General features: G+C 46.4%; 18 protein-coding genes. 9 read left to right on the top strand and 9 right to left on the bottom strand.

What is annotated here, in order from left to right:
• Position 1 precedes the first annotated feature (1 nt).
• Both B5X68_RS12020 and B5X68_RS12015 read right to left on the bottom strand, forming a co-directional pair.
• Entirely contained in the window at positions 2 to 3,256 is a 3,255-nt protein-coding gene (locus tag B5X68_RS12020) for a DUF1553 domain-containing protein (RefSeq protein ID WP_082214913.1), read from the bottom strand.
• A gap of 31 nt (positions 3,257 to 3,287) precedes the next feature.
• Positions 3,288 to 4,001, bottom strand: coding sequence for a DNA alkylation repair protein (locus tag B5X68_RS12015; RefSeq protein WP_212567998.1), 714 nt, complete (start codon positions 3,999 to 4,001; stop codon positions 3,288 to 3,290).
• A 137-nt stretch (positions 4,002 to 4,138) separates the two neighbouring features.
• On the opposite strand from B5X68_RS12015, the gene B5X68_RS12010 reads away from it, so the two are divergent.
• The 5 genes from B5X68_RS12010 (at position 4,139) to B5X68_RS11990 (ending at position 11,743) form a co-directional block, all read left to right on the top strand.
• Entirely contained in the window at positions 4,139 to 4,648 is a 510-nt protein-coding gene (locus tag B5X68_RS12010) for a molybdopterin-dependent oxidoreductase (protein ID WP_082215336.1), read from the top strand.
• A gap of 24 nt (positions 4,649 to 4,672) precedes the next feature.
• Complete coding sequence (locus B5X68_RS12005) at positions 4,673 to 5,521, top strand: polysaccharide deacetylase family protein (protein WP_082214912.1); 849 nt, start codon at positions 4,673 to 4,675, stop codon at positions 5,519 to 5,521.
• A gap of 142 nt (positions 5,522 to 5,663) precedes the next feature.
• Positions 5,664 to 8,216 carry a TonB-dependent receptor gene (locus B5X68_RS12000; protein WP_082214911.1) on the top strand — a complete coding sequence of 851 codons (2,553 nt, stop codon included), beginning with the start codon at positions 5,664 to 5,666 and terminating at the stop codon, positions 8,214 to 8,216.
• 59 nt (positions 8,217 to 8,275) lie between these two features.
• The gene (locus B5X68_RS11995) at positions 8,276 to 8,992 is read left to right on the top strand and encodes a LolA-like protein (RefSeq protein ID WP_082214910.1); all 717 of its coding nucleotides are present in this window, start codon (positions 8,276 to 8,278) and stop codon (positions 8,990 to 8,992) included.
• Between the two features lie 177 nt (positions 8,993 to 9,169).
• Positions 9,170 to 11,743: an AfsR/SARP family transcriptional regulator gene (locus tag B5X68_RS11990; RefSeq protein ID WP_082214909.1), complete on the top strand. Its 2,574-nt coding sequence runs from the start codon at positions 9,170 to 9,172 to the stop codon at positions 11,741 to 11,743.
• A gap of 18 nt (positions 11,744 to 11,761) precedes the next feature.
• On the opposite strand, the gene B5X68_RS11985 is transcribed toward B5X68_RS11990, so the two are convergent.
• From B5X68_RS11985 to B5X68_RS11970, 4 genes are read right to left on the bottom strand one after another with little or no spacing between them, the layout of a single operon-like run.
• Complete coding sequence (locus tag B5X68_RS11985; RefSeq protein WP_082214908.1) at positions 11,762 to 13,072, bottom strand: glycoside hydrolase family 99 protein; 1,311 nt, start codon at positions 13,070 to 13,072, stop codon at positions 11,762 to 11,764.
• Between the two features lie 60 nt (positions 13,073 to 13,132).
• Positions 13,133 to 13,822: a DUF3823 domain-containing protein gene (locus tag B5X68_RS11980; protein ID WP_082214907.1), complete on the bottom strand. Its 690-nt coding sequence runs from the start codon at positions 13,820 to 13,822 to the stop codon at positions 13,133 to 13,135.
• A gap of 12 nt (positions 13,823 to 13,834) precedes the next feature.
• Positions 13,835 to 15,730 carry a RagB/SusD family nutrient uptake outer membrane protein gene (locus tag B5X68_RS11975; RefSeq protein WP_082214906.1) on the bottom strand — a complete coding sequence of 632 codons (1,896 nt, stop codon included), beginning with the start codon at positions 15,728 to 15,730 and terminating at the stop codon, positions 13,835 to 13,837.
• An 11-nt stretch (positions 15,731 to 15,741) separates the two neighbouring features.
• The gene (locus B5X68_RS11970) at positions 15,742 to 18,882 is read right to left on the bottom strand and encodes a SusC/RagA family TonB-linked outer membrane protein (RefSeq protein WP_082214905.1); all 3,141 of its coding nucleotides are present in this window, start codon (positions 18,880 to 18,882) and stop codon (positions 15,742 to 15,744) included.
• 368 nt (positions 18,883 to 19,250) lie between these two features.
• Between B5X68_RS11970 and B5X68_RS11965 the strand changes: the two genes are divergently transcribed.
• The 4 genes from B5X68_RS11965 to B5X68_RS11950 all read left to right on the top strand — a co-directional run bounded on the left by B5X68_RS11965 (position 19,251) and on the right by B5X68_RS11950 (position 23,649).
• Positions 19,251 to 20,309 (top strand): hypothetical protein, encoded by a 1,059-nt coding sequence (locus B5X68_RS11965; protein ID WP_082214904.1) that lies wholly within the window; start codon positions 19,251 to 19,253, stop codon positions 20,307 to 20,309.
• A gap of 1 nt (position 20,310) precedes the next feature.
• Positions 20,311 to 21,780, top strand: coding sequence for an MBOAT family O-acyltransferase (locus B5X68_RS11960; protein ID WP_082214903.1), 1,470 nt, complete (start codon positions 20,311 to 20,313; stop codon positions 21,778 to 21,780).
• Positions 21,781 to 21,818: 38 nt separating this feature from the next.
• Positions 21,819 to 22,625 carry a helix-turn-helix transcriptional regulator gene (locus B5X68_RS11955; protein WP_082214902.1) on the top strand — a complete coding sequence of 269 codons (807 nt, stop codon included), beginning with the start codon at positions 21,819 to 21,821 and terminating at the stop codon, positions 22,623 to 22,625.
• Positions 22,626 to 22,704: 79 nt separating this feature from the next.
• Positions 22,705 to 23,649: a nitrilase family protein gene (locus tag B5X68_RS11950; RefSeq protein ID WP_082215335.1), complete on the top strand. Its 945-nt coding sequence runs from the start codon at positions 22,705 to 22,707 to the stop codon at positions 23,647 to 23,649.
• Between the two features lie 32 nt (positions 23,650 to 23,681).
• Here the strand turns inward: B5X68_RS11950 and B5X68_RS11945 are convergent, their stop codons facing one another.
• From B5X68_RS11945 to B5X68_RS11935, 3 genes are all read right to left on the bottom strand, one after another.
• A complete protein-coding gene (locus B5X68_RS11945) occupies positions 23,682 to 24,284 on the bottom strand; it encodes an START domain-containing protein (RefSeq protein ID WP_229208375.1) in 603 nt (200 codons plus the stop codon).
• A 129-nt stretch (positions 24,285 to 24,413) separates the two neighbouring features.
• The gene (locus B5X68_RS11940) at positions 24,414 to 25,124 is read right to left on the bottom strand and encodes a hypothetical protein (RefSeq protein ID WP_082214901.1); all 711 of its coding nucleotides are present in this window, start codon (positions 25,122 to 25,124) and stop codon (positions 24,414 to 24,416) included.
• Complete coding sequence (locus B5X68_RS11935; RefSeq protein ID WP_082214900.1) at positions 25,121 to 25,525, bottom strand: hypothetical protein; 405 nt, start codon at positions 25,523 to 25,525, stop codon at positions 25,121 to 25,123. The genes B5X68_RS11940 and B5X68_RS11935 overlap by 4 nt, the downstream gene beginning before the upstream one ends.
• Positions 25,526 to 25,542: the final 17 nt, after the last annotated feature.

Genomic DNA, 25,542 nt, shown 5'->3' with positions numbered 1-25,542 from the left:
TTCATCGCTTGGTTAAAGCTGCATCCGAATTCAAAATTGTGCTTGCAACGACTGCGTTAGCTGCTATTTGCGCAACGTCCGTTTTTTTATCAATAACATATTGCCCCTCAGCAAGCCAGCCAGCCGCCTTTTTGGGATCCTTCCTGAATTTTTCAAGCTGGTTTTTTTGTAATTCCAACAACAAAACGACCTCCCTGGCAGACGGTTTTCGGCCTGTCAGTTTGCGATAAGTTGTTATAATCGCCTCATTTACAGCACTACCCATTACCATCTGCTGGCCCATCACTTTCATAGCTTCATTAAATGTCGGATCATTCAATGTGACCAGCGCTTGCAGCGGCGTGTTGGTTTTTTGTCGCCTTACCACGCAGAAACTTCGGGAGGTTGCGTCAAATGTCGCGAGCGTTGGGTTGGGGACGGACCTTTTCGTGATTACGTAAAGGCTCCTTCGGTAAACCGCTTCGCCTGAATCACGCTGATAAGTTGTATTATTGATTTCCCAAAGTCCGTCGGGCTGATACGGCTTTACGCTCTTACCACCAATCTTTTTATTGATCAATCCGCTTGCAGCCAATGCATTATCTCTAAGCATTTCAGCCGTAAGCCTGTTAGCCGGGCTGTGCGACAACAACCGGTTTTCAGGATCTTTTTCCCGAACCTCCCTGGAAGCATCCGACCGCTGCCGGTAAGTAGCCGACATAACAATGAGCTTGTTAAGCTTTTTCACATCCCACCCCGATTCCTGGAAACCAATCGCAAGCCAATCCAGCAAGTCCAGATGACTGGGCATTTCCCCTTGATTACCAAAGTCTTCCGTGGTTTTAACCAGTCCGGTGCCGAAGAAATTTTGCCAGAACCGATTCACTGCAACCCTTGCAGTCAGCGGGTTATCCTTACTCGTGAGCCATTGCGCCAGCCCGAATCTGTTTTTGGGAAGATTTTCAGGAAATGCTAATATGGATTTGGGTGTGTTGGGAAAAACCTCTTCTCCGAACGAATCATAGTTCCCCCGAAGCAATACATGCGCCTTTTTCCGTTTCGGCATTTCCTGCATGACCATCAGTTCCCGGATGTTTTCCGACGAGTCGGCCAATGCTGTCCGAATTTTGCGCAGCTCGCTTTTTGCATTGATAACCGGCTGGGAAACAGCGGATAAATAATATTCTTTCAGCAAATTCCGCTGCTTGTCCGACAGTGCGGCTTTCTCGCCAGAAACGATCGATTTCCAGTCTTTTTTTCCGGCCAGAACTTCTATTTCAAAAGGTGTTAAAGCACGATTATACACTGTAATGTCATCAGCGAGACCATCTTTAAGGCCATTTCCACGCCACCACGCGCCTATTTGCAAGCCCGGTTGCACTTTGGATTTGAACAAAATATCTTTTGTCAATTGATCCGTCTCCGTTTCCATTGCCATTTCAGCTCCATCCAGGAATAGTTTGAAGCCAGCTGCTTTTGAAGATCCGTCATAAGTGATTGTTAACTGGATCCATTTATTCCTCGGCACGGCAGCTTTCGAAATTTTTGTAATGGCATTGGAAGGTGCGGTGTGCGCCATATTCAATTCCAACTTATTGTTTTTCAGATATAGATGATAGCCGCGAAAGTTGTAAAGCCGCTCTGCCTGGCTCTTGTGCAAAATCACCCCTTCCTTCATTTCCTTGGGCACATTCACCCAAATTCCAATGCTGAAAGGTTCTGATCTTCTAAAAACACCAATTTGATTCAAGTCCAAAAAAACGTCGCCGTCAAAACGCATCGCATAACCGTCTCCGTGACTTGCAAAAACGGGCTTGTCCCCCGTCATGCCCGATTCTCGTTTCATTATTCCCGTCTGCTTCGGGTTAATATTATTGGATAAATTTTGAGCGGATAATGTGTTTTTATCAAAGGGAAAATGTGCTTGCAGACCTGCCTTCGGGATTTTCTCATCCGCTAAGCTTTTTACACTGGCACTGCCCAACCAATTTACGAAACCAGCATGATCACTCTTGGCGCTCTGATTCACCGCTTCTTGCTTTTCCAATTCCTGCGCTTTCAAAAACCGGAGCATTTTCTCCTGCTCATCCGTTGGCAGCATGAGCGTCGGCGTAGGGAGCGCGTCGTCCCAGGAAATTTGCCCCGCTTCTTTTACATTGTTAAAAAAGCTGAAAAGCTCGTAGTAATTCTTTTGGGAAATCGGGTCGTATTTGTGGTCATGGCATTTGGCGCAGCCTACTGAAAGTCCGAGCATTGCATCACCGAAAGTGTTTGTTCTGTCCACCACATATTCGGTCTGAAACTCCTCCTCAATAATCCCTCCTTCCATATTTTGCTGGTGGTTCCGATTGAAAGCCGTTGCGATCAGCATATCCTTTGTTGGTTTCGGCATCAGGTCACCTGCCAGCTGCCAGTGCAGGAATTTGTCATACGGAAAGTTCCGATTAAATGCCCCGATGACCCAATCGCGGTAAGGCGACATGTCGCGCAGACGGTCCACAGTATAACCATGCGAATCTGCAAAACGCGCCAGATCCAGCCAATCGACTGCCATTTTTTCACCATAATGAGGTGATTTCAGGAGCCGGTCAACTTGCTTTTCATAGGCGTTGGCCGACTTATCATTCAAAAAAGCATCTATTTCGCGTATTGTGGGAGGCAACCCTGTCAAATCAAGCGATAACCTGCGCAGTAACAATTCTTTTCCGGCTTCGGCAGATGGTTTGAGCTTCTCCTGTTCCAGTTTTGAAAGGATAAAATTGTCGATCGGATTTTTGACCCAACCCTCGTTTTGAACTTCGGGAACTTCGGTTTTTTCAGGTTTTACAAATGCCCAGTGCGGCTTATATGCGGCGCCATCTTTGATCCATTTGATCAAAATTGCCTTCTCTTTTGCATTCAAGCTTAAATGCGAACTCGGAGTCGGCATCATATATTCGGGATCACCGGAAAGAATGCGGTGGAAGACTTCGCTATTTCTGAGATCGCCCGGATCTATCGCGACTTTTCCTTTATTTTCAGAAAGATCACTATATGCAGCTTCTTGAATGTCAAGCCTTAATCCTGCTTTTTGCTTTGCCTTATCCGGGCCGTGGCAAGCGAAGCATTTATCGGATAACACGGGTTTTACGTGCTGGTTATAGTCCAGTTTTTCAGGCAATTCTTCGTATGCGAGCTGCACATCCTCGGGCAGGTCGGGTCCGCAGGAAAACATGGCAAATCCGGATAGGAAAAATAATGTCGTTTTTAGAAAAAATATCGGATCAAAGAATCGCATGCTTTTTGATATAAATCCATGAATAATGCGCCTACCGGTTTTTTAAACCCAGATAATGCGCTCTTTCCGCCTCATTCAAATGCTCAATGGCATACCGAAGCATGACGCGCGGCATAACGGCCGCATAATGATCTAAAAATCCCAATAATCGGGACTTGTTTGTTTTACCGGCCTGCCTTATCCAGCCTCCGGCAGCCTTGTGTATCAAGTCCTGATCGTCGTGCACCAAAATTTCCGCTATCTTGAATGTGTCTTTCGTTTCACCCATTTTAAGAAAGTAAGAAGTGCTCACAATGGCTGTCCTGCGCTCCCACATACTGTCCGAAACCGCCAGTTTGTAGATGATATCCCTTTGTTTATCAAACAGATAACGACCTACAACATATTGAGCTGCCAAGTCCACCAGATCCCAGTTATTGATCCTGTCGGACCTGCGCATATAAAGATCAAATAATTCTTTTCTCCTGCTGTCCGGCGTCTTTTTATGTCTGCCCTGCTTATCCATAATGCTCATTGCCCCTGCCCTGGCTTCATGAATGTCGCTTTCGAGTAACCTTTCTATTTCATCAGGTGTCATTTCTATGAATTCTTTGGCCAGCTCAAAAACCTGTCCCATACGCACTCCAATGAATTTATCGCCCGCTCCGTACTGCCCGTCGCCCGATTTGAAATAGCGCAAAATTTTCTCCGCTTCTTCCGCTGAGGACAATGCTTGCAAACGCTCGATAAAATGGACCGCGGTCATAGTCATACCGATTTTAGTCATTTTCCACTTATGATTCAAAGTTTTGTCCTAAATGTTTTTCCAATTCCTATATTTGCGATATAGCCGTTGATACATATCGAACATTTATTTTGTCTGCACCTTTAATGAACCATAACATGCTAAAAAATAGGACCTTATTGCTATCATTCTACTTTACAACGACGTTGATGCTCGCAGCAACCCTTACTGTCAAAGCGCAGAATGTGGCTACATTATCCATCATGGGCGAAGTAGCAACGCCTTTGGAACTCAAAAAGGAGGATTTCATGGGATTCAAATCGGTAACGTATAAAGTAAGGGATCGCGACAATAAGGAACATGAGTTTAAAGGCGCGCCGCTGATTGCGATTTTGGAAAAGGCCGGTGTGACAACGGGTGCGAAACTCCGCGGCGAAAATCTAGCCAAATTCGTGTTCGTGACTGCGGCTGATGGTTATGAGGTGGTTTATGCATTGCCGGAGATTGACCCGGAATTTACTGATCAGGTAATCCTGGTCGCGATTGAGAAGGACGGCCAGCCTTTGCCCGATGGTGAAGGGCCGTTCCGGATTATTGTTCCGAATGATAAAAAACAAGCGCGATGGACGCGGGAAGTCCGGTCAATAAAAGTTATGTTTGCTAAATAGACGTAACTGCCTGCTGGTAAGCCCATGAAACAAATTTTCCTTTTGATTTCCCTGTTCTTTTTCGCGCTGATATGCGAGGCACAGCAGAAAGCGCCACGACTGATTGTTCGTGGTGATGATATGGGTTATTCGCATTCAGGCAACCTGGCGCTTTTGAAATGTTTCAAAGAAGGTTTTCAAACCTCTATCGAAGTGATCGTGCCTTCGCCCTGGTTTCCGGAAGCTGTTCAAATGCTGAAAGACAACCCGGGCGCCGACATCGGCATCCACCTCGCGCTCACCAGCGAATGGGATAATGTGAAATGGAGACCGGTTTCGGATTGCCCGAGCCTTTGCGATGAAGACGGTTATTTTTATCCCATGGTCCGGGCTAATAAAAATTATCCCAAACGCGCAATCATGGAAAATAGCTGGAAGATCGAAGATGTTGAAAAAGAATTCAGGGCGCAGATTGAACTGGCTTTGAAAAAGCTCCCAACTATCTCTCATTTTTCGTCGCATATGGGTTGCACCGGCATTTCGGAAGAGGTGAAAGCATTGACCAAAAAGTTGGCGAAAGAATACAAAATCCCTATTGATCCCGAACCAGCCAATGTGAGCTATATAGGCTATGAAGGTCCGCACAAGACTTCCGGGGAAAAAGTAGAAAGCTTCATCAAAATGCTGGACAAACTCCAGCCCGGCAAAACTTATATGTTTGTGGATCATCCCGGACTCAATGATGCGGAATTACAGGCAATCCATCATATCGGCTATGAAGATGTGGCGGCAGACCGCCAGGGCGTGACCGATCTTTTTACAAGCGAGAAGGTGAAAGCGGCCATCAAGGCGAAGAAGATAGCGTTGATCGATTATAAAGATCTGGCAGAATGAAATGTGGGCCGCTCAGACCGGTCGCCCGCACCCATCTGCGCCAATGCTTCATCCATCCCGTTTAATCAAGCCTTTATCATAAATTACTATAAGGTTTTTTTATTCCGTTGCATTTTTATGGTGAAAATACAATCCCATAACAATGATAAAACTTCTTCTTTCCTCATTCATCATTCTGGCCACGCTCGTTTCCCCTGCAATTGCACAATTTCCAGGTGCCGGCGGAACCTCCCAGCCCAAGGCGCTCCCCGGAACTGCAGGTGACCAGACGCCAAAAGGAAACTCAAAACTATCCGGTTCCATCGTGGACTCGTCTTCTGCAAAAGGCATCGAATTTGCCAGCATAGCACTTTACAGCAAGACAAGTGGTCAGGCTGTTGACGGAACTGTGGCGGATGAAAAAGGTAAATTCACGCTATCCAAACTCGCGGCAGGCGAATATAAAGTCCTGATCTCGTTCATCGGATTTGTGAATAAAACAATAGACAACATTACAATCGGCAAAGGCCAGGAGCTGGATCTGGGCGTGATCAATTTGTCGTCGAATACCAAAACATTGAATGAAGTCACCGTTACCGGACAAGCTGCTTTGATCGAAGAAAAAGTAGACAGACTTGTTTATAATGCAGAAAAAGACATTACCGCAAAAGGCGGCGACGCGACGGATATTTTGAGAAAAGTGCCGCTCTTGACGGTCGATCTCGATGGTAACGTTTCTTTACGCGGAAGTCAGAACATTCGCGTATTGGTGAACAATAAACCCAGTACGATCATTGCAAACAGCGTTGCGGATGCATTGAAGCAGATTCCGGCCGATCAGATCAAGTCGGTTGAAGTGATCACCAGTCCTTCTGCCAAATACGATGCGGAAGGTTCCGGCGGGATCATTAACATTATCACCAAGAAAAACAGCTTGCAGGGGTTGAACCTGAATGTAGATTCCGGTATAGGAAACCGCGGTTCTATTCTTTCTTTAAATGGTGGTTACCGCAAAGGAAAGGCCGGTTTCACGATCGGTGGTTTTGGACGCGGCATGTATAACACCATCACAAAAACAACCCTGGAACAAACGAGCATTGTGAACGATGTTTCGACGGTTACCCGCCAGACAGGCGATGGATCGAGCCGTGGGTTATTCGGTAACTACAACCTTGGTTTTGATTATGACCTGGCTAAAAATCAGAGCATTACGGCAGGCGTTCGCTATGGCGTACGTAACTTTCGCAGCCAGCAGGATCTGATCACACGCATTATGAAAACGGGGGAAACGGACTTTAATTCTGCCCGTAATGTGGATGCCAAAAACCTTTCCGGGACTATTGATGCCAACATTGATTATCTGCATACATTCAAACCACAACAGGAATGGAGCATTTCCACACTTTACAGCCGCAATGACCTGACCAACGATTTTGATGCAGATATTTTGAATGGCGGCAACGAGCTGATCAGCCGCCAACGCAATTTGAATAAGAGCATTAACCAGGAATTTACATTACAGTCTGATTATCAAACTCCTATCAAGAAGAATCAGATGCTTGAATTTGGAGGAAAAGCCATTTTCAGGGAGGTTACCAGCGCCTATAACTTCCTGATCGCCGAACCAACCGGCGACTTCCGCCCTGAGCTAGACCAGCCGGCGGGCGATTTGACTTATCACCAAAACATTGCAGCCGGTTACACATCTTACACATATACAACCAAAAAACGCTACACTTTCAAAGGCGGTTTGCGTTATGAGCATACCTTTATTGATGCCAGCACCAATGAAGGAACGGTTGGCGTGGGTAATTACGGTGTGCTTGTGCCGAGTGTAAATGCTTCCAAAACATTCAAAGGAACAACTTTAAAACTAGGTTATAACCGCAGGATCCAGCGTCCTGGATTGCAGCAGCTGAACCCTAACTTCAACTCTGCCAACCCTCAGAACATTACCATTGGTAACCCTGAACTGAGACCGGAGCTAACCAACAACTTTGAATTAGGAGTGAGTAAGAACATTAAAAAGACATTCATTAACGCAACTTTTTTTGGCCGGGTGACCAATAATGCGATCACGCAAGTGCGCCAGCCATCGGACACTCTCGCCGGCTCGATCATTACCACTTACGAGAACATTGGCAAGCAGCACGCGTATGGCGTCAACCTTTTTGCGAATGTAGCCGCGACTTCGAAAATCAGTTTTGGGATTTTCTCAAACATATTTTACACTACATTAACGGGCCAGACCCTGGAAAAAGGTGTTTCAAGAACATTGGATAACTCAGGTTTTGTGGTGAGCGGCGGTTTGTTCTCGCAGGCGACATTCAAAAATGGCTGGGGAGCTCAGGCTTTCGGTTTTATGCAGGGAAATCAGGTTCAGTTGCAGGGGCATCAGGGTGGGTTCGGGTTTTATACGGTGGGTGTGAAAAAAGAATTTGCCGACAAAAAAGCGAGTTTGGGACTGGCCGCAGAAAACTTCCTGAGCAGACGTTTCAAAATGCACACAGAACTGACGTCTCCGGATTTCAACCAGGTTAACGACATTTTCATGTATAATCGCGGTGTAAGGCTAACATTTACTTACAAGATTGGAAAAATGACAATGGACGCGCCGAAGCGCAAGGCCAAGTCTGTCAACAACGACGACGTGAAGAGCGAAGGTGGTGGACAGTCGGGCCCAGCTCCTGCTGGCGGTGGCAATGCACCTCGGTAGTAAATTCACAATCAATGCTTTAAAAAAACAAACTAACTTAACTCCAAATAAACCTACGTATGAAAACAACCAAAATGTTCGTCGCTTTTGCAGCGGCTTTGATCTCGGCAGGCTCTTATGCGCAAACGGTCGACGAAATCGTGGACAAACATGTGACTGCTTTGGGCGGTATGGATAAAATCAAGGCGGTTAATACAGTCATTACTGAGCGCTCGCTGGCCGTGCAAGGCATGGAAATTCCAACCAAAACGGTTCTCGTTGTTGGAAAATCGCTTCGTAACGAATCTACCATTATGGGAAATTCAATGGTCCAGGTGGTGGACGATTCGAAAGGCTGGATGATCCGTCCTACGCAAATGGGTGGCACGGGAGAGCCTGAGGACATGCCCGCCGATCAGCTAAAACAGCAAATCGCATCTCTGGATCCATTTGGAGGGCTTGTTAATTACAAGGAAAAGGGCAACAAAGTAGAGCTCGTTGGCAAAGAAAAACTTGACAAAAAAGACGTTTACCATTTGAAAGTGACTTCGAAAGAAGGAACAACAATGGATGAATATCTGGACGCTGAAACTTACCTGGTAAGCAGGGTAAAAGTGGACATGAATGGCCAGAGCGGCGAAATTGACCTTTCGGATTATAAAGAGGTGGAAGGTGTTAAATTTCCAAATACAATGGACATTACCAATGCGCAAATGGGCACTATGTCGTTCATTACGAGCAAAGTATCTGTAAATACACCCGTTGACTCGTCGATTTTTAAGAAGCCCGTGAAATAGCGGAACGCTTTTGCATCCCTTAAAGGCATCGGAAATCATTCCGGTGCCTTTTTTGCTTGTAATCAATGTATTGCAAATTGTTGGCGAAACAAATAAATAAGGGATAAAGTAAAATGAAGCCAAAAAAATCTTAATATTTACTAATTGCGCACCCTGCCAGATCGTGGTCGTTTGAATATGTGTAAAAGTTTGAAGATCGTTTTTATCCTGCTTGCATTCCAGTTTTTCAATGGGATGATCAATTTGTGCCTTGCGCAGTCGTATGGCCTCGGTTTTGAGAGTTTTGAATCGGTGCAGGACAAAAGGACAGGGCTGGATCTTTCGCCGGATAAGACACTTTGTTTTGACAAAAACTTCGAGCTCTCGTTCGAGGTTTCCTTTCTGAAACATAAAAAGAATTATTTCGGGTACATTGTCAGACTGATCGAAAACGACAAGAAGAACATTGACATTCTTTACGACAATTCTTCCCTTAATAAGGACCGGTTTAAAGTTGTTATAGGCGATAAATTCTCCAAAATCGCTTTTGACATGGACGAAACTTCCCTTTATCAGAGCTGGAATAAGGTGCGCCTGGTCTTTGATAAGGATGCCGGAACGCTCACTGTTTTCAGCGGATCGCAGCAGTTTAAGCAGGCCGTGGCATTGGAAAGAAATGGCTGCTTCAAGATTCTGTTCGGTGCCAATAAATACAAAAATTTCAATACAACCGATGTTCCGCCGATGAAGATCAGGAACATCGCCATTGCTGAGAACGGGGCAGAAAAATATCGCTGGAATCTCGACGAAATGAGTGGCACGAAAGCAGTCGGGACTGTTAAAAACGCAGACGGACTAGTTGCTAACCCACTATGGATCAAGAAAATGCACTACGAGTGGCAACCGTTGCAAAGTTTCTTAGTGCAAGGTCCTGCCCGCGTTACATGTGATCAGACAACCGGGATCGTATACATTGTTGGCACCGATACATTGACGACGCACCGCATTTCAAATAACCAGGTTAAGCGGATTCCGCATCAGAAACAGCCGCTTTTCATGGATAATCAAGTGCTCTATGAAAAGTCTTCAAACCGGATCTACAATCTTTTTATTAATGAAAAACAGGTTTCCTATTTTGACACATTAAGCGGCAAGTGGAACAAGAATAATGTTACCGCCGAACTGAAAACGCATTTCCTGCACGCAAATAAATTTTATTCAAAAACAGACTCAACAATCTATATTTTAGGCGGTTACGGACATCTTGAATATAAGAACATCATCCAAAAATATCATCCGGGAACCGAAAAATGGTCGCAAACAAGCGGACAGGACAGTGCTTTCTCGCCGCGTTATCTGGCAGCTGCGGGCGAGGCAACCGGCGGCGCATACATTATGGGCGGTTATGGAAGCGTCACCGGCAGGCAGATCCTGAATCCGAGAAACTGGTATGACCTTATCTATTTCAACACCAAAACAGGTTCTTTCAGAAAAATATATGACCTCAAAATTCCGCAGGAAGATTTTGTTTTTGCCAATTCAATGATCGTCAGGGAGAAGGAAGGCGCTTACTATGCGCTAATTTTCCCAAAAGATAAGTTCAATTCTGCATTACAGCTCATCACCGGCTCACTATCCAGGCCGGAGTATAAGGTCGTTGGCTCCAAAATTCCATTTGAATTTATTGATACAGAATCATTTGCAGACCTTTTCTTTGATGAGTCAACCGGCAGGTTTGTGGCTGTCACCCTTTTCAGGACGGACAAAAACCAAACCAAAGTTTCTATTTATTCCCTTTTCTCGCCGCCATTGGAAACGGTCCCGGCCGTTGCCCAGGCTTCCGCAAAGTCGGGAAATGTGCTTTGGATTGTTGGAGCTTTACTGGCCGTTGTTCTCGGGTTTTATTTTTACAAACGCCGCAAACCGGCTGATGCGGCGCAAGAGGTTATTCCGGTTCCGGCTGAAAAAATCTCAGCTGCGGAAGTTTCGTTCTCCCCTTCCCCGATCATTGACATTACCGAAAAAAGCATTGAAACAAAACCAGTTCCGCTTCACAGCAGCGTCATGCTGTTTGGTAACCTGCAATTATTTGATGATCAAGGGACTGAGATCACCAGATTGTTTACGCCTTTACTAAAAGAACTGTTTCTGGTCATCCTTTTGCATTCCGTTCGCCGGGAAGGGATTAGTTCTGAGAAATTGAAGGAATTGCTTTGGTTTGATAAATCGTCGGAAAGCGCGCGGAACAACCGGGCGGTTAACATTGCGAAGCTGAAAGGAATTTTGGACAAATTGAAATTTTGCCATATCTCCAAGGAAAGCGGATATTGGCGTGTAAACATTGATTATGAGCAAATTCACGTCGATTATGCGGAATATTTGAAACTGGTTTCAGATAAGCGCGTGCTTTCCAGGCAGGACATTGCAGACTTGTCGCAGATCAGTAAACGCGGAACATTCCTGGCTGATCTCGAATATGAGTGGCTGGACAGTTTCAAATCGGAGATTTCCAATGAAATCGTCGACGCTTATTTGCGTTACGCAGCGTCGGTGAAAATTACGGATGATCCTGAATTCATGATTAAGGTGGCCAATTATATCTTCTATTTTGATCCGGTTAACGAAGAAGCAATGACCATCAAATGCAAGGCATTGGCGCTTTTGGGCAAGCATTCTCTGGCAAAAACGACTTTCGAGAATTTTGCCAGAGAATACAGCCGGATTTACGGGGAAGAGTTTCAAAAAGACATGCCGGAAGTCCTGCATTCCTGACAGCCATTTCTGATTCTCTTAAAGAGGTCTTTCAGGTTTCTTAGCGCTGAATCCCGATTCCCCGTGAAACCATTTGGCGCCTTGCCCGGTGAGCCAGAGATAATGATCCGTTTTGAGTTCAGGCTCGATGCCAACAAACTTTCCGTCGGCGTTTTCGGGCAGTTCCCCTTCACGCCTGCATTTGAAAATAGCAGTGCCTTCGTCCACCTCGTCAAACATCGCCACATACAATGCTTCCGCGCCCGAGAGCCTGGCACCTGCGATCTGTTGCCATAAAAAATCGCCCTTTCCGCGCGGAATCTGATTGTAAAGTGACTTATCATTCTTTAAATTACCCCAGCTAAAACCTGGAAAAACAAGCGGCGCGTAATCCAGATTATTCGCTTTACACCACGCAATGTCGGCAGGCAAATTAGGTCCCGCAACGCTCGTATAAGTGGAAGCATTATAACGTCCAACCGCCCAGGGCATCACCACATCGACACTTTTGACAACTGTGTGTAGTAATGTCGAATTTTCCGTGTCCTTCCCGAGGCTCCGCCAGTAGTAAGGCACGCCCAGCAAGATGGAGGCCTTTTTTGTTGGCCCTTTCACTTTTTCTATCAGCTTTTGAATGTCGGCAATGGTGTATTTGCGACCGTCGTTGAAACCCACACCCCAGATCGCAAGCAAAGGGCGGCCGTTATGACGCAGATACTGCGGGTTTTCCGTGTTATCAAAAAGCTTGAAAGTGCTCTGCAACTCTTCCCAATCTTTGACGATGAAGTCCATATCCGCAGAAGATGATCCACTCAAATCGTACATTATACTGATCGCCCTGCCATATTTTTTGGACGCTTTCAATGCATTGGCAAGCACTTTATTGAAATGCCTCTTGCCACTTTCCCCTTTCACTTCTCCAACAAAACGCTGCATATAAACGCCATCAATGCCGTGCTCCTTCATCCATTTGAAATGCAGATCCACACTTTCCTCGTCATACGGGCTGTAAACTGGCGCAGTCTCGCCAGTTTTGTACTTAAAAGCCGTTTTATAGGTTTTGGAATAATCAGAAACGTCAGGCCAGAAGTCAATGGAAGTTGCACCCGGCTCAAATTTCCCGCCCTTCTGGTAATGATGCCAGCCACGGCCCGCTCCATCGCCCTCAGCACTAAACCAGCCCTGGTAACCAGCCATTACAAGACCTTTATAACTTTTGAAAAGAACGCCGGTCTCATCATACTTGACTTCTTCAATTGGTTTAGAATCAATATTTTGTTTATCATCCTCCGCACCATTGCAGCCGAATGAAAGAAAAGGTAAGAGTAATAGGAATCGAAAAAATTTCATAGTTAAAGGTTTAGTTTTTAAATCTCTGCATTAAATGGATTGGAATCCATTGCAACAAAATCACAATGCAATCCGCACAGCTTTTGCATAGTTGAATTTGGATTCCGGGGCATCAATGATTGCGCCGATGCGGAAGAAATACTGGCTGCCGGCTTTCAGGTTGTTACTGTTCGACGGAATGTCAATTTCCAGTTTGTAAACCTTGTTCGGGTCCGTTGCAGCATTAATGTCCGTCTCAGACAAAACCGTCCGCATAGGCTCCCCTACCGAAGGTTCAGGATGCGCATAAAGGCCTATTTTTCTCACATTATTGATTACAGTCTGCTGGATTTTGAACGTCGCGATTACTTTCGAACCGGACTTTTCAATCTTCGCATCTTTCACGCGGATATAGGGCTGCACTTTGAAATCGAGCTTCGTTTCACCGGCCACATTAACGTCCTGCGGCTCAGCCGGCACAAAATTCCCGCGAACGGGGGTAATCGTGTATTGATTAGCAAAAATCAGGTTGTTACGATACGTTCCGTCATTTTTAACGATCATAACCTGCTTGGTCTGAGATGCATAACCATGTTCAATAAACTCAATTGTGCTTCCGCGGATAATGTCCTGCTCCACAGGCTCATTCGTTTCCACATCCAGGAATGTCCCGTAAAGCCGCGCGTCCGGCGCCGGGTAATTGTCTATTTTACAAGCCGCTGCAATAAAGATAATCAGCAAAGCAGACAGATAGGTTTTCAAATGTTTCATGTTTTCCAATGCTTAATATTGAGGATTTTGAACCAGCCCGTTAGAACCAATGCCAGGGATATAGCGGTAATACTGTTTGTAATCGAAGGTTGATGGATTCAGTCGCGCAATATTCTGGCGGATAAAAATGTATTTTGCAGGTGTTACGCGCAGATCCAGCACGGGAATGAGTGCATGACGCACACGGTTATTGAAAAGCGTGTGATACTCACGCCTTCTCACCAGGTCCCAGAACCGCTTGTTTTCAAAAGCCAGCTCCACCCTTCTTTCCCGGATTACGTTGTCGATCGTCAGGGGAATGTTTTTGGTATGGCCGGCACGGCGGCGAATGTCGTTCAATGCCTGCGCTCCTTTTGCAGCTGTTCCTGTGCCGCTTTCGACGATTGCTTCTGCGTAATTGAGCAAAATTTCAGCATAACGGAAGTCGGCCCAGTCGGAAACAGTCTGATTCCAGCCCGGCGCAACATTCACTCCCTCGTTCAAAAATTTCTTAAAGCTCACGCCCGTCCGGGTGTTGTTTCCACCCCAGGTGTCGAAACCGGAATATTGGGTGCGATCCGCTGCGCCGTACGGATAAATGGTCGTGCCACCCACCTTAATCGGATCACCGCCAAAAAGTTGTGCATTGCCATCAGGCTTCACGAATCCAGCCTGAATGATGATCTTCTGTCCTTTCCAGGGCGTTCCGGGCAAAATCGCTGTCGCCCACAAACGCGCGTCTTTATCTTTATAAATCCCTGCCGGATCGTCGTAGCGTTTATAGTTTTTAGCTGGGTCAAATCCATTGTAATCGTTCACATCGTTACCCGCAACTGTCGTGGCGATCGGTGCATTTTGACCGGGATTTGTGTAACTTTCATAAGCATCGATCAGGTCCAGCGTGGGGTTCATGCGGCCAGGGTGCGGCCAGCCGTTAGCGGTCTGATTAGGCTGATACCAGATTCCGTAATTGTGCCCTGTTCCCGCGCCGGGACGCGCAAAACCTTTGATAAAAATAGTCTCCGTTGGCGCAATGTTAGGATCTTCAAATAGCTTGCGATAATTTTCGGCAGCTTCTTCCGGACTAGCGGGCGTTGGTTTATAAAGGGCGAATTTTCCGGAATTTATAATGGCCTCAGAAGCATCAATGGCTGCCTTATAGTAGTCAGCAGCAGCCGATTTTTCTATCCCAACCAGTTTCTGATCCACAGCCGTGCCTGAGATCGGCGCTCTTTCGCTATATTTTGCCAACGATGCAGCGTGTAAAGCAGCCCTGGATTTAAGTGCGTAGGCCACCCATTTCGTAGCACGCCTTTCGCCGCCCGGCCAGGAATCGGCCAGATTGGCAATGGCAACATCACATTCTTTTAATACAAAATCCCAGGTTTCTTTTTCCGTGCTGCGAGGCACTTTCAGCGCTTCTACGTCGCCTTCATATTTCTGCACAGCGGTGATCAAAGGAACGCCTCCGTATCTTTTTACCAATGCAAAATAAGCGTAAGCGCGAATAAAGGCACTTTCTCCCACCAGGGCTTTGGTTTCGTCCTCCGTCACGTCCAATGTAGGGATAATGTCGATCAGGATGTTGGTGTCCCGGATGAGCTTGTAACCCTGGTCCCACCATTGAAAATCGTCGTTACCGATAAAATCACCAAATTCCGTGTGAACGGCTTCGTCCGTGATCATGGCCGGCGCAAATCCTCCATTGTTCGGATCACCCGTATTCCAGTTGAAGCCCTGTCTGAAAAACGTAAAGTCCTCGATTGGCAACTGGTAATACAAATTTGCCATGTACAACTTCACCCCTTCCGGATTCGAAAAAAGGTTTTCCCCCTGCAACTTGTCCAATGGCTGCTTATCGAGCACATTGTCGCAGCTAACGGCGGTTAACAGCACAAATAGCATTAATATATGTTTGGTCAATTTCATTTTCTCAGCTGTTAGAATGTAACATTAATACCAAAGTTGTAGCTTCTGGTAACCGGATAAGTAAGCCCGGCACCAAACAACCCTTCAATTTTTTCCGGGTCAAAAGGCTTCACGAACGGATCGGCCCAGGTGAAAATATTGTGCGCGTTTCCATAGATCCGGACGTCGTCAATCCCGATCTTTTTCAGCCAGCTTAGATTGAATGTATAGCCAAGTTGCGCACTCTTGAAGCGCAGATACGAAGCATCTTTCCGCCAGGCCGAGCTTTCTGCATACATGGCTCCCACGTTATAATTGAATCGTGAAGCTGGCCATTTGCCTGGAATCCACTCATTATCACCGTCCAGATGCCATCTGTCATAGAAATATTCAGGCGTGTTGCCTCGGAAGGCAAAAACCTCCGCATAGACTTCCCGGAAACGCACGCTGTATTTGCCCGATCCCTGGAACAGCGCGGTGAAGTCAAAACCCTTCCACGAGGCATTTAATGTTACGCCGTAATACATTTTCGGATCGCCGCCAAAGAACAATGGCAATGCATCATTCCCATCAATCATACCGTTTCCGTCCACATCCTTGTATTTAAAATCACCGGGAAGCTCGCGGGTGTTACCCAAATCACCATTCTGGATCGGCGCGTAAATCACTTCATCCTTATTTTGAAACTGTCCTTCTAACTGATAAGCCCATACGACGTCATTCCAGCGGTTGGTTGTTCCCGTCTTCCATTTGTCCATGCTGTTCAGAAAATCACCCCTCTCCACATAGCGGTTCATGGTGCGGGCGTAGTTGAAGTTTCCTGAAATGCCATATTTGAAATCGCGGATCTGACCATTGTAAGCAGCCGAAAACTCAATTCCCTGCACGCGGTCGCTGTTCAGGTTTTCGTCCGGCAATGTTCCGCCGAAAGTGTTGGGTAACGATACATTTCGCCTGGCCAGCAACCCTTTGCGATCGCGTTGATAAACGTCAAAAGTCAGGTCAATCCGGTTGTCCCAAAGTCCGATATCAATGCCGACATCCTTAATCTTCGATTTGAACCATGTTAGTTTTTCGTTTACAATAGCAGGAGAAGCTGCTCCGGTTGTATAATTGCCATTGGTAAATTCATATCCGCCGCCGCCCGTGAGCGAGAAGCCGGGCACATACTGGAATGGCGCACCTGCGTCAGCACCCACCAGCCCGTAAGAACCCCTGAGTTTAAGATTGGAGATCACAGGAATATTATCCATAAATGCCTCCTCGGTGACGCGCCAGCCAGCAGAAACCACCGGAAACAATCCCCAGCGACGATCCGGATGATAGCGATACGAGCCGTCATAACGAGCTGCGACTTCCAACAGATATTTCTCTTTAAAGTCGTAATTCAGCCTTCCCACAAATGATTGGCTTGCATATTCGCTTTCTGAACCGCTGGTTGTCTGGTTATTCAGCCCGGCCTGGTCAATCTGGTCATTGGTATAAAACGCATATTCCCTGCCTAAGCCAGCCCAACGGTTTTTGGATTCCTGCTGCTCATAAACCAATGTTGCACCTACATTGTGATTTTTGGCGATAACCGTGTTGTAAAGCAACTGTCCCTGGAAAGTCACGCGGTTATTGTCCGAAAAATTATTACCGATGCGCGAGGGATTGCGTTGCAGGTGCGCCGTGTATTTATCCGTTGCCGCGTCGTATGTGTAAAGGTTATAGCTCTTGGAGACCGACTTATTGCGGTAATTGTTGCTGTCATATGCCACCAAACCTTTCACTTTTAAGCCCGGCACAAAGGGAACCGAGTAAGTCAATGCGAAAGTCGATTGGAAAAACTTGTTGGCTTCTTCATTGTATCCCGTCAGGTCACCGTCCGCAAGTGCAACCGGATTATAGCCTCCGCTGAGCAGGGAAGGATATTTTGGGTTGTCATTGGCATATGGCCGCTCCGTCGCCAACGCGATTCTGGTCCCTTTATAAATGTTGAAAAAGTTATCTCCCGGCTGATCCCGCTTGTCAAACAAGCCGGAAAGGATCAGGTCCGCTTTCAGGTTTTTAGTTAAATCAATGCCAACGTTCGCCCTGAATGTGTACTTTTTGTAACCCATATCCTTACTTTTCAAAAGACCATTCTCGTTTTGAAAACCAAAGCTGGTAAAATAAGTCACTGCACCTTCCCCACCCGAGGCTGAAAGAAAATGCTGCTGCTGGGAAGCCGATTTGTTCAAAACAGTCTTATACCAATCCGTTCCCTCATATCCAGGCGCTCCCGTCCGAAATTTTTCTATCTCCTCCGCCGTATAAACCGGATTTTCTCCGAGATTCTTCGCAGCGTCATTGCGCATTTCTGCCCATTGCAACGCAGAGGTCATTTGCGGAACGTCGGTAGGGCTTTGGCGCCCGTAAACCGCATTATAGCTGAACTTTGGCTTTCCCTTACTTCCTTTTTTCGTTGTAACAATGACAACACCATTACCCGCGCGGATCCCAAAAATCGCAGCTGACGCATCTTTCAGCACCGAAATGCTTTCAATATCGTCGGGATTGATCTTTTGAAATTCGTAACCTCCGTCACGGGCAACGCCATCCACTACATAAAGCGGCTCGCCAAACCCGCGGATGTTAATGCTTGTGCTGAACGAACCCGGCTCGCCGGAATTCTGACGGATCTGCACACCGGCCACTTTTCCCTGAAGACTTTGCGCCAAACTCGTATGCGTTGTGGTTTTGATATCCTCGGAGACAATGTTAGATATCGCACCGGTGAGCGTTTGTTTTCTCTGCGTTCCATAACCCACCACCACAACTTCCTGCAAATCGTCGGTGCTGGGTTCCAGTTTGATCGCAAAATCGGTTTGGTTGCCCACAGGGATTTCCTGGCGTTTGTAACCCAGAAAACTCACAATCAGCACCGAGCCGGATCGCGGCACGCTCATGGAAAACTTACCGTTTGCATCGGTTGTGGTTCCTTTTGCGGAGCCTTGCAACACAATGCTCGCGCCCGGAATGGCGTCGTTCTTTTCATCTTTGATCTCACCCGAAATGTTGGTTTCACTGGCAGACTGCGCAACAGCCCATCGCTCCGTCAGCAGCGAGACGGCTAGCACCAGGCAAAAATGCAGCAGGTATTTTTGGAAGGTTCGTAACACTTCCTGTTTTAATAAAAGTCGATTTCCCATAGAGTTCTTTTAAGTCGGTGACAGCAATGTGAGGCGTATCAGGTTGGCCAAACCATGGGTCAAAGTAATGTGGGGCTCATTAAGAAATGATTAATAAAACATTAATCAAACCTTACCGGAGAAGATTTTTATCTAATTTTTAAATAAAATAATCCAATAACAGAAATCTGCGGAGATGTACGCAACGGGATGCTGGGTGGAATTACGCGAATCCATACCGCTAAATAATAACAGGGCATGCTTGATGTTTTTTCGGAGCCAGATTCTCCCGAATAACGCTATATTTATTCCAATTAATTGATATACAATCAATTGTAACCAAGAAACAATTAATTGCAATTGCACATCCTTTCCTAAAATTCACTTACATGGAAACTTCTGATTACAAAAAAGCGGCCTGGCTAGCACTCGCAATCGTGCTGTTGTTTGTTGCAGGCTGGGAAATCTATTGGCGAAACCAGGGCTTCGCACTTTCATTCAATGACGATGAAAGTCTGTGGTCGCACACCCGGAAAAAGATCTACGACATCGCGCCCGGCCAGCCGGTCATTATCGGCTCATCACGTGTGAAGTTTGACATTGACCAGGAAACCTGGGAAAAAGAAACGGGTTATCAGCCTGTGCAACTCGCACTGGTAGGCACTTCGCCCCGACCCATCCTCCGCGACCTGGCCAATGATCCCAAATTCAAAGGCACAGTCCTGGTAGGAATAACGGAAGGGCTTTTCTTTTCCGCGGACGGTTCATTTATGGAAGAAAGGGCCGGCAAGCGACTGGCATTTTATCCCAGATGGTCGCTTTCGCAGCAAGCCAGTTTTCACCTGAACCACATCCTGGAAAGTAACTTTATTTTCCTGGACGAGGAGCGTTTTTCGCTTAATTCGCTGCTCAAAAGGCTGCCGATCGAAAGCCGCCCAGGCGTATTCGTTTTCCCGAATTTCCCGATGCATATGGGCTATACAACGGCGAACCGGCAGGAAGTTTTCAGTGATACATTTATGGCGGATACGGCAGTGCAGCATGGCGTCCAATATGTGTGGAGCTACCTGGGTATGCTGGGAACAAAACCGGGCTTTTCGGGCGACACGCTTACTAACATTATTTCCTCCGTGAAAGAGTCGGTTGACAAGATCAGGGCGAGAGGCGGCAGTGTCACATTTTTGAGAATGCCTTCCAGTGATCCCGCCTGGTCAGCCGAAAAGCAGTCTTATCCGCGCGAACTTTTCTGGGACCGGCTTTTAAGAGAAACTGGCGCGCCAGGGATCCATTTCACTGATTACCCGGAGCTTTCCAAATATGTGTGTCCCGACTGGTCGCATTTGAGTCCGGCTGATACAAAGCCATTTACCAAAGACCTGATCCGGATTATTGAAGAGAAAAATCGCGTGACGCTTCATAAAACATCAGCCACACCAAAAATTCAATAACATGGTATTCAATTCATATACATTCATTCTGTTTTTCATCCTGCTGCTGGTTTTGCATAACCTGCCGTTTTCATGGAAAACCAAGAAGATCAACTTGTTACTGGCCAGCTATCTGTTCTATGCACTCTGGAATCCACCGTTTATTCTGCTATTATGGCTGTCCACGGTTGTGGATTATTACATGGCCCGGCTCATTTCGGTAACCGAAGACAAAATGCGCAGAAGAATGTGGCTGGCAGTGAGCCTCGTTTTGAACCTCGGAATGCTGAGCTATTTCAAATACGGTGGGTTCCTGCTCGAAAACTTTACTGCATTGATGGCCAGCATGGGCATCGCCTTCCAGGCAGTGAAACCAGACATCATCCTGCCGGTCGGAATTTCCTTTTATACGTTTGTAACTTTATCATACACTATCGACGTATACAGACGGAAGTTTGCGCCAGAACCATCGTTTCTCAACTTTGCATTGTTCGTTACTTATTTTCCGCATTTGGTTGCCGGTCCGATCGTTCGCCCCGAAGATCTGATCCCGCAATTTAAGGAGCCGCGAAAAGCTACTTCTTATCAAATGCTATGGGGACTTTTTCTGCTTTCGCTGGGGCTATTTATGAAGGTTGTTATTGCGGATGGCTGGATGGCCGAGCCGGCGGATTTTATTTTCGGTTTACCCTTCCCTGTCAATCCGTTGGACGCCTGGTCGGCAGTGCTGGCCTTTTCCGCTCAGATTTTCTGTGATTTTGCTGGATATTCCACGTGTGCAATCGGCGTTTCGCTATGCCTTGGCTTTACTTTGCCGGAAAACTTCCGATTCCCCTACGCTGCCATCGGTTTTTCTGACTTTTGGCGGAGATGGCACATTACGCTATCCACCTGGTTACGCGATTATCTTTACATTCCTCTTGGTGGAAACAGATCAGGAAGCTTCCGTACGTATATCAACTTGATGATCACAATGTTACTGGGCGGACTCTGGCACGGTGCTTCCTGGAATTTTGTGATCTGGGGCGGTCTGCACGGATTATTTTTGTGCATTGAAAGACTGATCCGCGGCATTCCCAAAAAACAAAAGAACACGTCGCTGGCCGAAGATCTGGTAATACAAGCTACGCTCATCCCGATCCGGAGCAAAAACCTGTCCGGCTTCCTGCTGGCCCTATTCACGTTGTTCCTGGTTAACATTACCTGGGTGTTTTTCCGGTCGCCGGACTTTGGCTCTGCAATGCGCATGTTACTCTGTATGTTCGGGGTTATTACTGAGGGGCCCAAAATGCTGGCAACGCCTGATATGATAAAAGTTGCCATTGTCACGGTTGCGCTTTTCAGCACGCATTGGTATATGCGGGATAAATCTGTCAAAGCGGTTTTTAGCAGATTTCCGTGGTGGCTTTTGGGGACGATCTGGTCTATAATGCTGATCCTCATTATACTTACCCAGAAAAGCACGAGTTCGTTTATTTACTTTCAGTTTTAGTTTAATAACTTTGCATGGACTATTCTGAACAGTAGCCCATGCAATTATATCCATCCCCAGCGCTGGCTCCGTACATTCTGCACTATCTGATTCTTGAAGATCATGTTTTGCAGCCTTCGCGGCACCGTTTCTTTCCGGACGGCCATCCCGGCATTGCTTTTCATTTTGGTGATGCGTTCTTGCAGCAGGATTATTTATCCAAAACACCCTCAAAACATCCCGAAAGCTTCATATACGGGCAAGTTAACCATCATTTTGATTTAATTTCCGGCACGAAAATTGGCATGCTCATTGTGGTTTTCAAGCCGTTCGGGCTTTCAGGTTTCATGAAAATGCCTGCAAAATTACTTGCCAACCAGACATTAGCATTATCTGAAATCTTCCCCAATTCAGCCGCCAGCCTGACAGATCAGGTTTTGTCTGCCGCTAATCATCCTGAGCGCATTAAAAGGATAGAGTCCTTTTTGACCAGTCAGCTAGCAGGTAATCCGCGTGATATCAGGCTGGTAGCAAGCTCCACAAACATAATTGACAATGCTGCCGCACCCGTTTCCGTACGGCAGCTTGCTGACGACCTCGCCGTTTCAGAGCGCAGTTTAGAACGTGCATTTGATCAACACATCGGTATTTCTCCAAAATTATACAGCCGTATTGCCCGGTTGCAGCGTTACCTTAAACTGAGGAAAACCAGTCCAGCAATGTCGCTAACGGCGCTGGGTTATGAGGCCGGTTATTACGATCAGGCACATTTTATCAAGGATTTTGCTGATCTGGCGGGAATTACACCCTCCCAATACGACCTAAGCACAAATCGGTTGGCAGTCAATCTCATGCAGATCAAATGATCCACCATCGTTTGATTTTGTCGGAATTTTACAATCCAGGCCTTTCTGTTGTATATAGTTTTACATGAAAAACAAAACCATGGAAAATCTAAAAATAGCGACAGCTCAATTCGAAAACAGAAGTGGGGATAAGGCATATAACCTCGAAACGATCGACAATCTCGCGGGCAAAGCAGCAGCTGAGGGTGCGCAGGTCGTTGCCTTTCATGAATGTTCGGTTACCGGCTATTCATTCGCTAGAAAGCTGGACCGCGCTCAGCTGACCGAACTTGCGGAAACTATTCCTGATGGCCCGAGTATTCAAAAACTAATTAAAATCGCCGCCAAACACAATATTGCCGTTCTGGCAGGGCTCTTTGAAAAAGACGAGGCTGATAATCTATTCAAAGCCTACGTTTGCGTTGACAAAAATGGGTTAGTCGCCAAGTTCAGAAAGCTGCACCCTTTCATCAACGGCAACCTGACGCCGGGCAACGAATACGTGATTTTCGATCTGTATGGCTGGAAATGTGGCATTTTGATTTGCTATGACAACAACATTGTCGAGAATGTCCGGGCAACCGCTTTGCTCGGTGCAGACATCATCTTCATGCCGCACGTGACCATGATGACGCCTTCAACGCGTCCCGGCGCAGGCTTTGCTGACCCTGCTTTATGGGAAAAGAGACACGAAGACCCAACATCGCTCCGGCTGGAATTCGACGGATTGAAGGGGCGTGCGTGGCTGATGAAATGGTTGCCGGCTCGTGCTTATGACAACGCCGTCTATGCGGTTTTCTCCAATCCGATCGGCATGGATGACGACCAGCTCAAAAATGGCTGTTCTATGATACTCGACCCATTTGGCGATATTATCGCAGAATGCAGGAAGCTGGACAACGACATTGCCATCGCCACCTTAACCCCTGAAAAACTAACCCAGGCGGGCGGTTATCGTTACAAAATGGCTCGTCGCCCGGATCTATACGCTGATATTATTGGTGCCCAACATGCTTCAAGTCAAAAAGTGGCCTGGCTAAGCTAAGTATTTGAGCGCGAGATTGGTAGCGGCCTGGTTTAATTATAAATAAATCCGGCCGCTGCATTTTTATATTTTCCCGCTTGCAGCTCCTGCTTCATTTTACGAAAGCTGTGCAACGGTCCCTGCGCGGAAAATGTGTTAACAACCCATGCCGGAATGTCACCGCCCGGATCGACCTGCAATGTATATACGATGCTTATTTTTTCTGTTGAAAGCGGTTTAATTGTCCAAAGACCTTTCGAATGGCTAATGCGGACAATGTCTTCCTTATGCGCCACGAATCCCGGGACCGCAGGTGCATCCACCGTCACAATTTTCGTGAGCTTGTCCTGACTGACGCGGATATGTGCTACAAAATCACGGTTTGAGAGCGGCCATGGCATGCTTACCTCAGAATAGTAATACAATTCAGATGGAGAAACTTTTTTCAGCAGGTCGCAGGATTTTGTATGAAAAACCCATTTTTCGGCTGCTTTGACGTCCAGCAACATGGCGACCAACTCTCCTGCACTTGCTTTTACTTCACATTCAACACGCAATGCATTGATCCTGGAATCGGGGACGCTTTGAGAAAACACCTTAATGCCCTCGGATTCAGTAACAAGCTTCCAGTCGCGCTGCGCGAAAGCATTTGTCATGGTTAAGGAAAACAAAATAAAGAGACTTAAAAAACGGCGCATGCTAGCATCATAAAACATTGATTCCTTCTTTGGAACGCTGTTAAGCCGATTTTAATTCTGCATGGAAAAAGGCAATGTGCTATATTTTCAGGACGCCTTGAACAGCCTGACTCCGTAAGCGATCAGCAATAAGCCGAAAATCTCGATCGCCATGCGGCCCATGCTGATCTGATAAAAAAGGGATGGCAAATCATTATACAGCCTGTCTGAAAAGAAAAGGATTAAAATTGAAAATGTATTGATGCAAAAAAAGCCCCATACGATCAGATTAAGCGCATCGGTGCTAAGCGAGTTACCGATTTTATTGATAAAATGCTGTTTGAAAAATAGTACAGAAACCACGATCAGATACAGCGCAAGGCAGAATGACCCGATCTTTTGGGCATCCTTATAACCTTCAAAAAAAAGCGTGTTGAAAATTTCCAAAACAAAAAAACACACTGACACAGTGCGAATAAGCTTACCCGTTGGCTCCTGCAAGATGCGGCTGAAAAACAGGCCCAGAAACCAGAATTCGTTTAAATAGTAAAGTGGCGAAATGAAAAATGTGTCATCAATTTCAAATTTCGTGAGGTAAGGGACAAAAAAGTCAGGAAATGTATTGACCAACCCGATAAAAGACGACTCAAAAATAGCGATCACCAGCGCAAACAATGCATACCAAAACAATGGTCTCAACACCGCATGATCAGGCGCGCCGGAGTAACGCAGCAAAAAAACGCCAACTATGGCGCTTCTCGCTGCTAAAAGCACATAACCAATCTTGATCACCAATTGTCCAAACTCCGATTCTGTCATGTTGGGATGCGCACTTTTACGCCTTCGCCCGCGTCGCCGCCCTCCTGGCCACAGGGCGCGTCACTGCCCGAAATGATGAGGGAACGGCTGGGTTGGGTGTAAATGTAAATGTTTAAAACAATGAAGGCGCCTCTCAGCATTTGATCTTCCAGCACGGCTCGCTCAACAACAAATCCGTTTTTGAATTCCTGTTTTTTGAAATACTTGAAAATCCGGATATCGGGTTTTCCATTGGCGCGGTTGATAATGCGGATCAAAATTCCATCGGCACGCTTCCCGGAGTTCATGATACGAAAAATGCTCGCCTTAGTCCGACATTTTTGCGTAAATCCTTCCGGCAAGGGCACCGGGTTTATGGCAACTTCCTCGAAATCTGACTTGTTAATGATAAAATCTGGCATGACAGCGATCGTTTGAA

This window comes from Dyadobacter psychrophilus (genome assembly GCF_900167945.1).
Classification (GTDB): domain Bacteria; phylum Bacteroidota; class Bacteroidia; order Cytophagales; family Spirosomataceae; genus Dyadobacter; species Dyadobacter psychrophilus.
The sequence above is the reverse complement of the archived record's forward strand: the minus strand, read 5'-3'. Positions and strand labels throughout refer to the sequence as shown.